10 protein-coding genes are annotated in these 13417 nt (G+C 71.9%); 3 read left to right on the top strand and 7 right to left on the bottom strand.

The features are described from left to right. Positions 1–79: 79 nt before the first annotated feature. Positions 80–1792 (top strand): MDR family MFS transporter, encoded by a 1713-nt coding sequence (locus tag KIK06_RS20400; RefSeq protein WP_268644722.1) that lies wholly within the window; start codon positions 80–82, stop codon positions 1790–1792. Here the strand turns inward: KIK06_RS20400 and KIK06_RS20405 are convergent. Beyond that, entirely contained in the window at positions 1783–2232 is a 450-nt protein-coding gene (locus tag KIK06_RS20405; RefSeq protein ID WP_017600528.1) for a GNAT family N-acetyltransferase, read from the bottom strand. The genes KIK06_RS20400 and KIK06_RS20405 overlap by 10 nt on opposite strands. A gap of 349 nt (positions 2233–2581) precedes the next feature. Continuing rightward, complete coding sequence (locus tag KIK06_RS20410) at positions 2582–3925, bottom strand: cell division protein DivIVA (protein ID WP_268646090.1); 1344 nt, start codon at positions 3923–3925, stop codon at positions 2582–2584. A gap of 435 nt (positions 3926–4360) precedes the next feature. Here KIK06_RS20410 and KIK06_RS20415 point away from each other — a divergent pair, with 435 nt between their 5' ends. Next, positions 4361–4927, top strand: a complete 567-nt coding sequence (locus KIK06_RS20415) for a gamma carbonic anhydrase family protein (RefSeq protein ID WP_017600525.1) — start codon at positions 4361–4363, stop codon at positions 4925–4927. A gap of 271 nt (positions 4928–5198) precedes the next feature. Next, on the top strand, positions 5199–5684 hold the full coding sequence (locus KIK06_RS20420) for a hypothetical protein (RefSeq protein ID WP_268644723.1): 486 nt from the start codon (positions 5199–5201) through the stop codon (positions 5682–5684). Between the two features lie 216 nt (positions 5685–5900). Here the strand turns inward: KIK06_RS20420 and KIK06_RS20425 are convergent, their stop codons facing one another. From KIK06_RS20425 to KIK06_RS20445, 5 genes are all read right to left on the bottom strand, one after another. Further along, the gene (locus KIK06_RS20425; RefSeq protein WP_268644724.1) at positions 5901–7205 is read right to left on the bottom strand and encodes a sensor histidine kinase; all 1305 of its coding nucleotides are present in this window, start codon (positions 7203–7205) and stop codon (positions 5901–5903) included. Further along, positions 7202–8440: a sensor histidine kinase gene (locus KIK06_RS20430; protein WP_268644725.1), complete on the bottom strand. Its 1239-nt coding sequence runs from the start codon at positions 8438–8440 to the stop codon at positions 7202–7204. Before KIK06_RS20430 ends, KIK06_RS20425 begins: the two co-directional genes overlap by 4 nt. 146 nt (positions 8441–8586) lie before the next feature. Continuing rightward, positions 8587–9426 carry an ABC transporter permease gene (locus KIK06_RS20435; protein ID WP_017601316.1) on the bottom strand — a complete coding sequence of 280 codons (840 nt, stop codon included), beginning with the start codon at positions 9424–9426 and terminating at the stop codon, positions 8587–8589. A 68-nt stretch (positions 9427–9494) separates the two neighbouring features. Next, entirely contained in the window at positions 9495–10490 is a 996-nt protein-coding gene (locus KIK06_RS20440) for an ABC transporter ATP-binding protein (protein ID WP_268644726.1), read from the bottom strand. 287 nt (positions 10491–10777) lie between these two features. Next, positions 10778–12985 (bottom strand): (Fe-S)-binding protein, encoded by a 2208-nt coding sequence (locus KIK06_RS20445; protein WP_268644727.1) that lies wholly within the window; start codon positions 12983–12985, stop codon positions 10778–10780. Positions 12986–13417: the final 432 nt, after the last annotated feature.

Genomic DNA, 13417 nt, shown 5'->3' on the forward strand with positions numbered 1-13417 from the left:
TTTACATATACCGGACCATGGACGCCCGCCCCCGGCACTCAGCCGCGGGGCTATTCGCGCGTCCGGATTCGGGGGACCCATGGAACAGTCGGTACGAGACGAGCGCGAACCCGGCGGGCGACCCCCCGCCACGACCCCCGAGACCTTCGAGACCTCCGCCCCGTCCCCCGGCCCCGCCACGTCGGACTCCCCGGCGACGACCTCCCGGCCCGCCGTGCGCAGGATCATGGTCGGGCTGGTCCTGGCCATGCTCACCTCGATGCTCACCAACTCGATCATCGGGACCGCGCTGCCGACGATCATGGGTGAACTCGGCGGGCAGGACCGCCTGGCCTGGGTCGCCACCGCCGCCCTCCTGACCATGACCGCGTCCACGCCCGTGTGGGGCAAGCTCTCGGACGTGTGGGGACGCAAGCTCCTCTTCCAGATCGCGCTCGGCGTCTTCATCGTCGCCTCGCTCGCCGCCGGGATGGCCCAGGACGTCAACTCGCTGATCGCCGCCCGCGCCCTCCAGGGCCTGGGCGTCGGCGGCCTGGCCACACTGCCCAACATCATCCTCGGCGACGTCGTCCCGCCGCGCGAACGCGGGCGCTACAGCGGACTGATCGGCATGGTCTTCGGCGTGTCCACCGTCCTCGGACCGCTGGTGGGGGGTTTCCTCGTGGACAGTCCGCTGGGCTGGCGGTGGTGCTTCCTCATCACCGTGCCCCTGGCCGTCGTCGCCTTCGTCGTCATCCAGGTCATGCTCACCCTGCCCGCCCGGCCGCGCCACCGGGCCCCCGTCGACTGGCTGGGCGCCGGGTTGGTCTTCAGCGCCGCCAGCACGCTCATCGTGCTACTGAGCCTGGGCGGATCCCAGATCCCCTGGACCTCGCCGACCGCCATCGCCCTGGGCGTCGGAGCGGTGCTCTTGACCGTGTCCGCCGTCCTCGTCGAACGGCGCGCCGCCGACCCGATCGTCCCCATCCGGCTGTTCCGCGACCGCACGTTCGTCCTCGCCTCGGCGGGCTCGGTCTGCGTCGGCGTGATGATGTTCGGTCTCATCATCTACCTCCCGCAGTACCTGCAGATGGTGCACGGCGCGTCCCCGACGGTCTCCGGCCTGATGACCCTGCCGCTGGTCGTGTCGTTCCTGGTCACGTCGATCGGCTCCGGCTTCGCCGTGAGCGGGAACGGCCGTTGGAAGGGGTACACGGTCACGGGGATGGCGCTGGCCGTCACGGGCTTCGCCGTCCTCGGCCTGGGCCAGGTGCTGCCCGGTCTGGGCCAGGTGCTGCCCGATCTGGCCACGGTCGTCGTCGGTCAGGCACTGGTCGGCCTCGGGATCGGCCTCAACCTCCAGCTCCTGCTGCTCGCCACGCAGAGCGCCCTGCCGACCGGTGACCTCGCGTCGGGCACGGCCACCCTCACCTTCTTCCGCAACCTCGGCGGGTCGACGGGAGTGGCCGCGTTGGGCGCGGTGATGGTGGCGCGACTCGACACGGAGCTGGCGCAGGCGGCGGCGACGGCACGTGCGGACGTGGCGGCCCAGGACGGGCCGGGGGCCGCCGAGGCCGAGGAGTTGTCGGAGAGCCTGGCGCGTGCGGCGGAGTCGGCGCAGGGCTCCCCGGAGCTGGTCCACGCACTCCCCGGCCCCGTCCGGGACGTCATCGTGGGCGCGTTCGACCACGCCATGCAGGGCGTGTTCGTCGCGGGACTCCCCGTCGCCGTGATCGGGCTGGTCGCCGTGCTGTTCATGAGGGGCGTGCCGCTGCGCGGCGGGAGCGCCCCCGAGCGCGTTCCTCAGAGGTAGCGGCGGAAGCCCTCGGCGGAGACGCCGAAGCCGAGGGCCGCGGAGAAGCCGGAGGAGCGGTCGCGGCTCTCGTGCGCGAACAGCTCGACCTTGTAGCACCCGGCACGGGTCGCGCGGTCCAGGGCGTCCTCCATCAGGGCCCGGCCGACACCGCCTCCGCGCCGCTGCGGGTCCACCACCAGGTTGTCCACCACGGCCCAGGGCTGGGCGTCGTGGGTCAGGTTGGCGACGACGAGCAGGTCCAGGGTGCCGATGATCTGTCCGCGCTCCTCGGCGACCAGCACCGTGCGGTCCGGGTCGTTCTCCATCCGCGTCCAGGCGCGGACCGCGGCGGAGGACATGCGAACGTGCGCGCCCTGCGTGTCGGCGGTACCGCCGAGTTCCCTGAGCAGACGCAGAATCGCACCGAGGTCGGACCGGATGGCCGCGCGTATCATCATGGCTGTCGGCATCGTAGCCGACAGCCTGCGACAAGGCGGACGTCACCCTACATCCGGCCACAAAACGGCAAGGGCGCGTTCGGTGGATGCCGCCCGTCGCGAGCGGCGTCTCCGGTGCGGCTCTCGCAAGGCCGAAGAAGGAGTTCCCCTACTGTGCTCCGCTTCGCGAGCTCCGCAGTGTCGCACAGCGGGGGCCCGCCCGGGGTTGGCTGTCGACTGATGAGAACGCGGCGAGAGTTGTGCCGGGGCGTCGCGCAGCAGGGCGAGTGTCCACCGAACACGCCCTAGGGGGCGGGACCGGCGGTCCCACCCCCTGTCGCCCGGCCCTCGGCCGGGTGCGACCGCGGCGCTACTCGTTGCGGATGATCCGCACACCCTCCTGCCCCGCGGCCGGCGGCTGCGGCTGGGCGGACTGCGGACGGCTGTAGACACCGGTGATGTCCGTGTCGGCCGCGCCACTCGGCGGGGTCACGGGCCGCTGGGGACCGCTCGGCCCACCGTGACCTCCCAGAACGGGCGCCCCGGGGGCGGGAGCGCCCGGAGCGGGGACACCGGAGACGGGTGCCCCCGTGGGCGGAGCGGCGGCCTGCGGGGCCCCCGGAGCCGTCCCGTCACCCTTGCCGCCACCCGGCCGCGGTGCCTGCCCCGGCTGGGACACCGGGGTGATGCGCACGGTCGCCTCGTCCGCCTCCGGCTTGACCGGCGGCAGCTTCGTGGTCGGCTCGTCCGCCTCCGGCTTGACCGGCGGCAGCTTCGTGGTCGGCTCCTCAGCGCCCTGCGCCTTCGCAGCACCCTGGGCGGGCTTGGCGGAGTCGGCGGGCTTGGGCGCCTCCGCCGGCCTGGCGGACCGAGCCGGCCCAGCCGTCTCGGCGGGCGTGTCCTTGCCCGAGGCCTCCTTGCCCGGGGCCTCCTTGGCCGGAGCGTCCTTGGCGGGAGCGGGCTTGGCCGCGGTGTCCCTGGCCGAAGCGGTCTTCGCCGCGTCGGAGGCGGGCCCGGCGGCCTTCCCCGGTGCGGAGGTGCCGGAGGCGGGGGTGGTGGTCTCCTCGCGGGTCAGACCCGACTCCAGAGCGCCCGCCTCGTCCTCGGCCGTCACCAGGTCGGCCAGCGTGGAGTGCATGTCCTTGAGGCGGCGCAGCGCCTCGGCGTGCGTGGCCGTCAGGGTCGCGAGCCTGCGGTCCGCGGTGTCGTGGATCTTCTTGGCGCGCGCGTCGGCCTCGTTCAGGCGGCGGTCGCCCTCCGCCTTGGCCTGGTCGCGCAGCTGTTCGGACTCCTTCTTCGCGCTGGAGACCATCTCGTTGGCCTCCCCGCGCGCGGAGGAGACGATCCGCTCGGCGTGCTGCTCAGCGTCCTTGCGCTGCTTGGCGATCTCCTCCTCGGCCTTCTTCCGGGCCTCCTTGACCTCGGCGTCGACCTTGGCGCGACGCTCCGCGGCCTCCTCCTCCGTGATCCTCAGGATCTCGGCCATGCGCTCGCTGATCTGTTCGTGCTCAGGCTTGACCTGGTTCTTCTCACGTTCGATCGCGAGGTCGCGCTTGTACTGCTCCAGCTCGTCGTCCTGCCGCTGCAAACGCTCGCGGAGGTCCTTGAACTGGTTGTCCATCCGTACGAAGTAGTCGTCGACGTGCGCCTTGTCGTAGCCGCCCTTGCGCACCGTCGGAAACCTGTCCTGTTGCAGTCCGCCGCCCGGCAACATTTCGCTCAAGTGCCTTTCATGTCCTTAACACCGTCCGGCTGCGCGTCGCAGAAGGTGAGAGTTGCCCCGTACCCAGTTGTTGGCGAAGCACCCATCGGACCCGTGATCCGGGTCGCGCCCGCGGGTGGTCCCGCCTCGCCGCGCCGACCGGATGGGGGCACCGGCCACGCGCGGAGCGTCACGTCGTGGACACCGTCCAAACGACCAAGGTAGACCCGGGTGACACCAGCCCGTCAATAACCTCGACGGGTACATCACCGTGTGGACCCTGGTCACGTTCCTCTCTAAGGTATGCGCGATCATCCCCGTGCGGGGCTCAGCGGTCAACTCCGGTCGGCGCGTCGTTGCGCCGTGCCCCGGCCGATTCCCCCGGCGCGATACTTTCGGGCCGTCATCGGGATCACGCACACCGGAAACACATATGGAGGACCCGACATGGACAGTACGACCCACGGACACCCGAGCGGCGCCTCGGCCGGGCCGATGATCGGTGGGGCTCCGTTCGGGGAACCGGAGATCGACCCCAGCGCGTGGGTCGCGCCCGGCGCGGTCGTCGTGGGCCGTGTCCGGCTCGGGGCCGAGAGCAGCGTCTGGTACGGATCGGTCCTGCGCGCCGACACCGAGGACATCGTGGTCGGCCGGAGGGTGAACATCCAGGACCAGTGCGGAATGCACTCCGACCCCGGCCAGCCCGCGATCCTGCACGACGACGTCAGCCTGGGCCACAAGGCGATGGTGCACGGCGCGGTCGTCGAGGAGGGGGCCCTCATCGGGATCGGCGCGATCGTCCTCGGCGGCGCCCGCGTGGGGAAGGGGGCGCTCGTCGCCGCGGGCTCCCTGGTGCCCCCGGGCAAGACAGTGCCGCCGGACACGCTCTGGGCAGGGGTTCCGGGCCGCGTGATCCGGGAGCTGAACGACGACGACCGCGCCGTCCTGGAGCACACCCCGACCGCGTACGCGGGCTACGCCGTCCAACACAGGGACGTCACCTGGCGCGGGTGACCACGGTCTGCCCCGGCGGGACGCCGGGGCCCTGGACCGAGGTGACTACCGGCCGGTAGAACGGAGGGGGTGGGTGGTGCACCACCCCTGACTAGACCGGGTGAGCCGGGCACTGGTCCGCACGGGTCATGTGCGACCGGTCGTACTCGGCGTAGCCTGGGGGGTCTCACGCCCCGTGGTCCGGGTCCGTCGCGCCCGCATCACGCCGGACCGGACCGAGCGTCCCGTCACCCGCCCCGCGGCACCGCAGCCCTCCGGGAGGTGAGCACACGTGGACCACGACTCCGGCGCCCACCCTCGCGATGCGCTCAATCTCCACGACCGCGTCGCACTGGACGAGATCGACCTGTACACCGAGGTGCTCATCGCCGTGGCTGACGCGGAAGGGCCGCTCAGCCCCGCCGAGATCGACCACGTGCTCGGCGTGGTCCACGGCTCCGGGCCCGGGACCGCCGCCGGGAGCGGCCCCCTCGCGTCTCCCCCGCCCGCCGCGGGCTCGGCCGGGGCGCCGCACCGCACTGTCGGCGCGGACACCGCGCCCCCACCCGAACCCCGCCCGGGCGGGACGGGCGGCGGCCGATCACTGCCCGACACCGACCACCCGCTCCTCCCGGAGCCGAGGCTGCTCCCGGAGCCGACGCGGCCGCCCCCGCCCGCGCCCGTGTCCGGGGCGGCGACGCCCTCCGGCCCGTTCGGGCCGCCGTTGGGCGGCTCGTACACACTGCGCGGGCCGAACTTCTCGGGTCAGCGCATCTAGGCGGTGTTTTTTGGGTCCTCCGCTTCGCTTCGGACCGTGTTCGGGCGCCCTCAAGGCAGGGATTCTTCATCCTCGTCCTCGCCTGTCGCTCGTTCCTCGCTCGCGGCTCGACTCGTCTTGCACAACCCTGCCGGCGCCCGAACGACACCCCCTCGGGTGACCGTTCCAAGAAACAGGCCCTAGCCCCGGGACGGCGAGCGACGGCCGGCGCGTCCGCTACGGCGGCAGGACCGCCCGCAGCAGGAAGCCGCCATCCGGGGTCCGCGACGCCGACAGCGTGCCCCCGCCCGCCGCGACGCGCTCCGACAGCCCCGAGAGACCGTTCCCCGAGGACGCCGACTCCCGGCTCCCACCCGGCCGCGCCCGGTCGTTGGCCACCTCCACCACCAGCGATTCCGTCCCCGAGCCGGCGTCCCGCGTCCGGGTGAACCCGATCCGGCAGCGCGTGGCGTCGCTGTGCCGCAGCACGTTGGTGACCCCCTCGCGCACCACCCACGCGGCCAGCGCCGCCGCCCCCGGAGGCGACTCCAGCCCGTCCAGACCGGTGACCGAGACCTCCGTCCGGTTGGCGCGCAGGACCGCGCCGACCGACTCCACCTCCTCGGCCAGGTCCACCTCCCGGTACCCGCTGACCGCCGACCGCACCTGCGCGAGCGACGTCCGCGCCAGCGACCGCACCTCGGCGATCTCCACGGCCGCCCGTCCCGGGTCGCGCTCGGCGAGCCGACTCGCCAGCTGGGACTTGACCGCGAGCGCGGAGAGGCTGTGCCCCAGCAGGTCGTGCATGTCCCGTGAGAACCGCAACCGCTCCTCCATGACCGCGAGCCGGGCCCGCGCCCGCTGCCCGGCGACGGCGTCGTTCACGATCTCCCAGAGCCAGGCGCAGATCATCATCCCCCCGGCCAGGATCAGCGCGTACGCGACCCCGAACAGCCACACCACCAGGAACGGGACGAACCGGACGTCCGCCTGCGTGGTCGGGATGAGCAGCCAGGGCAGGGCGAGGAGCCCGGCGGTGACCCACGACGTGCGCCGCCGGGAGGCGACGACCACCCCGACGCACCACCACGCGGCGATCAGGATCACCACGTTGATCGGGTCCTGGAGCCCCGCGCAGCAGAGCACGAGCAGGGCGGTCGAGCCCCAGTAGGCCCACGGGGCGGGGTCGCGCCGTCCGTCGAGCCAGCCCGTGAAGAGGACGTGCAGCAGAGCGGCGCAGCCGATCCCCAGGGGCACCGCCGCGAGGGAGGGCCACAGGACGATCCCCTCCGCCGCCGACGTCGCCACGTCGATGAGCGGGAAGAGGACGAACAGGACGTCGAGGATCATCGTGGAGGCCACGAGCGCCCGCCGCGCGACACGGATCTTCCGGTCGCCGCCCGCGTCCGTACCTCCGTCCGCCTCCGGCGCGGAGCCTGCCCACGCGTCGGGCACTGGAGCTCCGCGCTCTTCCGGTGGCTGCTCCCCGCGCGCGTCGGGCGCCAAAGCCTCGCGCGCGTGCGCGCCGACGTCGCCGCTCACACGAGCTCACCCCCCGTGGACACGGCGCCCTCCGCCGGTCTCCGGTCCAGCGGCAGGACCGCGCGCAGCAGGAAGCCGCCGTCGCCCGTCCGCGCCGCCGACAGCGAGCCGCCGCCCGCCGCGACCCGTTCGGACAGCCCCGACAGGCCGTTGCCGAACGTCGCACCCGTCCCCGGCTCGCCGCGTGCCCCGTCGTTGGCCACCTCCACCACGAGCGCCTCCGTCCCCGAGACGACGTCCCCGGTCAGGGTGAACCCGATCTCGCACCGGGCCGCGTCACCGTGCCGCACCACGTTGGTCCCGGCCTCGCGCACCACCCAGGCGGCCAGCGTCTGCGTCCGCGAGGGCAGGAACAGTCCGTCCAGTCCCGTGACCGTGACCTCGGTCCGGTTCGCGCCGATCAGCGCGGTCACGGACCTCACCTCCTCCGCCAGACTCACCTCGCGGTAGCCGCTGACCGCCGACCGCACCTGCTGGAGCGACCGCCGCGCCAACGCGTGCACCTCCGCCATCTCGGCGGCGGCCCGCGCGGGCGCGGGCTCCAGCAGACGCCCCGCGAGCTCGGACTTGACCGCGAGCGCGGAGAGGCTGTGGCCCAGCAGGTCGTGCATGTCCCGCGAGAACCGCAGCCGCTCCTCCGTCACCGCCAACCGGGCCCGCGCCCGCTGGCCCTCCACCGCCTCGTTGGTGACGTCCCACAGCCAGATCGAGGTGAGGCTCGCACCCGCCACCACGAGGGCCTGCACGATCTCCACGAGCCAGAACACCGCGAACAGCCCCGGGTGGAGGTGGGGCCCCAACAGGAGGAGGTGCGCCCAGGGCAGGACCAGCAGGACCGCGCTGACCCACACCGCGCGCCGGCGCGGAACCGCGAGGACCGCCATCCCCCACCAACTGGCGAGACCGACGAGACCGAAGACCGGGGTGGCCGTCAGCGCGTACGTCAGCACCGCCAGCGCGAGGGAGCTCCAGAAGAGCCGGGGCTCCGCGTTCCGCCGCTCGTTGACCCGGCGCCAGACGATGACGCCGAGCGTGACGGCGGTCGGCACGACGGTGACCACGGGCCACACCGGCGACCAGGGCGGCGCCCCCTCCAGGTCGGTGGACGCCAGGAGGTCGACCACCGGCCAACCGAGGATCGAGACGACGCCGAACATCATCGTCGACATGATGCCGATCCGCGCGATCCGCATCCGGCCCGCGTAGCGCCCCTCGGCGCCGCCGGTTCCCGTCACGTCCCCGTCCACCCGGCCCCTCCCGTCCGCACCGGCCCGACGCACTCCGGGCCCCTACGAGTATCGGCCCCGCGCCCGCCCCGTCCACACGCGGAAGGGCGCGGCGGAACGGTTCCTCCACCGCGCCCCTTGCGCGCGGGGCGGCCTCACGGCTGGCGGGGGTCCCAGCGGAAGCGACGCTCCACGGCCAACGCCAGAGCCAGCGTCCAGGCCAGCAGCACCAGCAGCGAGGGCAGTGCCGCCGCCCACAGTCCGAGGTAGCCCGGCGTCCCGGCGCCCTGGTACCCGCCGAACACGTCGTAGCCGGTGTAGGCCGCCTGCGCGAGCTGGGCCGCCGGAGCCACCGGAAGCAGCTCGACCACCTGCCGCACGGTGTCGGGCAGCAGGTCCAGCGGGAAGAACACTCCGCCCATGAGCAGGAGGACCATCATCGGCAGGACCGACACCATCTGGGCGCCCTCGGCGTTGCGCACGAACGGGGTGAGGAGCAGTCCGACCATGGTCATCGACACCGCGCTCAGCACCACGGCCAGCGCCAGCATCAGCGGGTCGCGGGGCAGCTCGCCGAGCAGCACGGCGATCAGGCCCACCATGACGGCGGCGACGACCAGGGAGAAGAACACGATGATCGCGGTCGTCGCGCCGAAGATCACCAGCGGGGGCACCCCGCTCACCCGCAGCCGCTTCAACACGAGCGACTCACGGCGGGCGGTGAAGACGTTCGACGCGTGACCGATGCCGACGAGGACGCCGATGGTGCCCAACACCCCGGCCACGGACAGCTCCGCGTAGCCGACGCCGTCCAGGACCTCGTCGTCCGGCATCTGGAGGGTGACGAACAGGAACACGAGCGGCATCGCCAGGAACAGCCACGCCGTCTTGTACCGGACGAAGAGGGTGAACTCGGCGCGGGTCAGCCGCAGGGTCCGCCGGAACCAGCCGAGAGAGGGTCGGGTGGTCGGTGCCGGTGCGGTGGTGGGGCTCATGGTTGCTCCTCGGGTGGAACGCGCCGGGGCGGCGCCGGGCTGTGCGGGACGGAGGGAAGAAGACGGGGTCAGACCAGGTCGGCGGCGCCGTCGGCGACGCTGAGGAAGACGTCCTCCAGGGAGGCGCCGCGGACCTGGAGATGGCGCAGGACCGTCCCGTGCTCTCCCGCCCAGGTCAGAAGGGCCCCGACCGCGCGGTGGGCCCGCTCCGCCGCGTCGCCGCTCCGGGCCGTGTACGTGGCCCACAGGGTCTGGTCGCGGGTCTCCACGCTCAGTTCGGCGCCCTCCAGCTCTGGCAGGTCGGCGGTGCGCACGTCCTCCGGCACGGCGAACGCCACGCGGTCGCCCCAGCCCTCCAGCACGCCCGCCAGGGTGCCCTCGACGCGCACCTCGCCGCGGTGCATGATCGCCAGGCGGTCGGCGAGGCGCTCGGCCTCCTCCAGGTAGTGCGTGGTCAGGAGGACCGCCACACCGTCCTTCTTCAGTTCGGAGACGATCCGCCAGGTGTCGATCCGCGCCTCGGGGTCCATGCCCGTGGTCGGTTCGTCGAGGTAGAGCACCTCGGGAGAGGTCACCAGGGCCAGCGCCAGGTCCAGACGGCGCTTCTGCCCGCCGGACAGCTGGCGGACCGCGAGCCCACGCCTGTCGGTCAGGTTCACCATCTCCAGGACCTCCTCGGTGCCGCGCGGCCGGGCGGCGAGGTCGCGGGCGAGGTCGACGGTCTCCCGGACGGTCAGGTCCTCCAGGAGTCCGCTTCCCTGGAGGACGGCGTTGGTCCGCTCGCGGATCGAGGCGGGCTGGCCGTAGGGGTTCTCGCCGAAGACCCGGACGGTCCCGGACGTCGGTCGGCGGAAGCCCTCCAGCGTCTCGATGGTGGTGGTCTTACCGGCGCCGTTGGTGCCCAGGAGGGCGAACAGCTCACCGGGGCGGATCTCGAAGGAGACGCCCCTGACCGCCTCGAAGTCGCCGTACTTCTGACGAAGGTCGCGGACCACCACGGCGGGCCTGCCGGTGGTGGCCCGCGCGGGGGCGTCGGTGGCTGCGGAGTGCACTGTCGTCGTCATGTCCACCATGCTCGCGAAACCGCGTCACACGGAACAGACGCCGTTGTCACCGGCTCGCCGTGCGGAACCACCCGGAACGGTCACTGACAAATGTCATGCCGCCCGGTGCCGGGCACGGCGGGTATGTCACGTTTCGGCGCCCCGACCGTGGGGCCGTGCACCGCCTTCGGGGCGGGCCGGTGCGCTGGTGCGCGGGCAGGCGTCGGTCTGACGCCGTACACGTCGCGGGGCCGGCCCCGACCAGGAAAGGTCGGCACCGGCCCCGCGACGGGTCCGTCGGACGAAGATCAGGCCTGCGCGGGCTCCTTCTCGCCCTCGGTCGGGCTCTCGCCCTTGACCGAGCGCAGCAGGAGCTGGGAGACGTCCACGACCTCCAGCGACTCCTTGGCCTCGCCCTGCGACTTCTTCTCGTTGATCGCGTCGCCGAGCATGACCTGGCAGAACGGGCACGCGGTGGAGACGGTGTCGGGGTTGGTGGTCAGCGCCTCGTCCACCCGCTCGGTGTTGATGCGCTTGCCGATCCGCTCCTCCATCCACATGCGGGCACCGCCGGCGCCGCAGCAGAAGCCCCGCTCCTTGTGGCGGTGCATCTCCTGGGTCTTGACGCCGGGCACCTTCGCCATGATGTCGCGCGGCGGGGTGTAGACCTTGTTGTGGCGGCCCAGGAAGCAGGGGTCGTGGTACGTGATGTTCTCGTCCACGTTCCGCACCGGGGTCAGCCTGCCCTCGTCCACCAGCTTGGCCAGGAGCTGGCTGTGGTGGACGACCTCGTACGTGCCGCCGAGCTGCGGGTACTCGTTGGCGAGCGTGTTGAAGCAGTGCGGGCAGCTGGCCACGATCTTGGTGACGCCGGCCTCGTTCAGCGTCTCCACGTTCTGCTGGGCGAGCATCTGGAAGACGTACTCCATGCCCAGGCGGCGCGCGGGGTCACCGGTGCACGCCTCCATGCCGCCGAGCACGGCGAACTTGACGCCCGCGATGTCCAGCAGCTCGGCGATGGCCTTGGTGGTCTTCTTCGCGCGGTCCTCCAGGGCGCCCGCGCAGCCGACCCAGAACAGGTACTCGGTGTCCGGCGACAGCTTGTCGTCGACGACCTCGACCTCGACCGGGTTCTCCTGCTCGGCGAGCTCCTGGATCCAGTCCATCCTCCGGTCCTCGGCCATGCCCCACGGGTTGGCCTTGTTCTCGAGGTTCTTCAGGAGGGTGTTGGCCTCGGACGGGAAGTTCGACTCGACCATGACCTGGTAGCGGCGCATGTCGAGGATGTGGTCGATGTGCTCGATGTCGACCGGGCACTGTTCGACGCAGGCGCCGCAGTTGGTGCAGGACCACAGCTCGTCGGGGTGGATGACGCCACCCTCCTCCTCGGTGCCGACGAGCGGCTTGTTGAGGAGGGCGAGGACGTCGACGCCCGCGTGGCTCTCGTCGGGCTTCTCGGCGAGGGTCTCCTCGGTGATGCCCTTGAGCAGGTACGGGGCCTTCTCGTAGGCGTGCTGCTGGAGGTCGAGGATGACCTTCTTCGGAGAGAGCGGCTTACCGGTGTTCCAGGCGGGGCACTGGGACTGGCAGCGACCGCACTCGGTGCAGCTGCTGAAGTCGAGCAGGCCCTTCCAGGTGAAGTCCTCGATCTTGCCCGCGCCGAACGGGTCCTCGTCGGGGTCGGCCTCCTCGAAGTCGAGGGGCTTGACGCCGCTCTTGTCCATCATCTGCTTGGCGGCGCCGTGCGAGGGCGCGCCGTCGGCCTTGCGCTTGAAGTAGATGTTGACCGGCGCGAGGAAGCGGTGCCAGCCCACACCCATGGTGAGGTTGACCGACAGCACGACGAAGAACGCGTAGCTGATGATCAGCTTGAACGCGGCCACGAGGGCGATGGCGGGTTCGGCGACCGCGGCGTCACCGGGCAGGATGGCGCCCACCGCGTGGGAGATCGGGGTGGCCCAGACCGGGAACGGGAAGTCCTCCGAGGCGACCTTGAGACCGCGGATCGCGAAGATCGCCAGCAGCAGGCCGATGATGTAGGCCTCGACGTAGTACGCCGTCCAGTGCTTGGAGTGCATGAAGCGGGACTGGCGGCCGATCCGCTTCGGGCTGCTGATCAGGCGGTAGCCGGTCAGGCCGAGGATGCCGACGAGGCTGGCGCCCGCGATGATCTCGATGGCCAGGCCGTAGATCGTCCAGTCATGGATGATCGGCAGGTGGAAGTGCGGGTCGAAGACCTCGCCCTGGGCCTCGATGACGGTGAAGACCAGCAGGGGGAAGGAGACCATCACGAACCAGTGGGCCACACCGACCCACGGCCGCTTGAGCATCCTCGTGTGCCCGACGATCTCGATCAGCGTCATCGTCAGCCGCTGTCCGAACGGCCCCTTGCGCTCCGGCTCCACCGGACGGCCGATGCCCACGGTTCGCACGATCTGGCGGATGGCCAGAGCGAACACGGTGAACGCGACCACGGCGAAGACCGAGGTGATGATGCCCAATGTCAGGTACAGCATCGCCCGTGGCCTCCCATCCTGCTGTGTCGTCCGGTGCGCCACACACCGGCGGTCAAGACATATGTTACTAGCGAGTAATCGCTGGGACGCCATCGACCCGCCCCCCGCCACGGGGAACCGTCGACGACACCCGCGCCACCACCCGGGTCCGGGGTCGGACTACGGGATCCGATCCCGGCGCGCCAGCGCCCGCGGACGATGACACCGGGGAATCACAGGAGTGCGCCGGTCATGGCACCGGCCACATAATCCACGATCCACACATTATGTGTAGCCGACATCGGACACCCGGGGGCACAGCGGGGCACCGGTAATAACACCTGTCCGACCTCCCGCCGCCCTCCTCCGCCCCACCACCGACCTCGCCCCAGGGGTTCCCCTGGCCCGGAGTCAAGGTTCTCCCCGAGTTGCCCCGGGTTTGCGCCATTTCCC

The organism is Nocardiopsis sp. EMB25 (assembly GCF_026797795.1).
GTDB classification, from domain to species: Bacteria; Actinomycetota; Actinomycetes; order Streptosporangiales; family Streptosporangiaceae; genus Nocardiopsis; species Nocardiopsis lucentensis.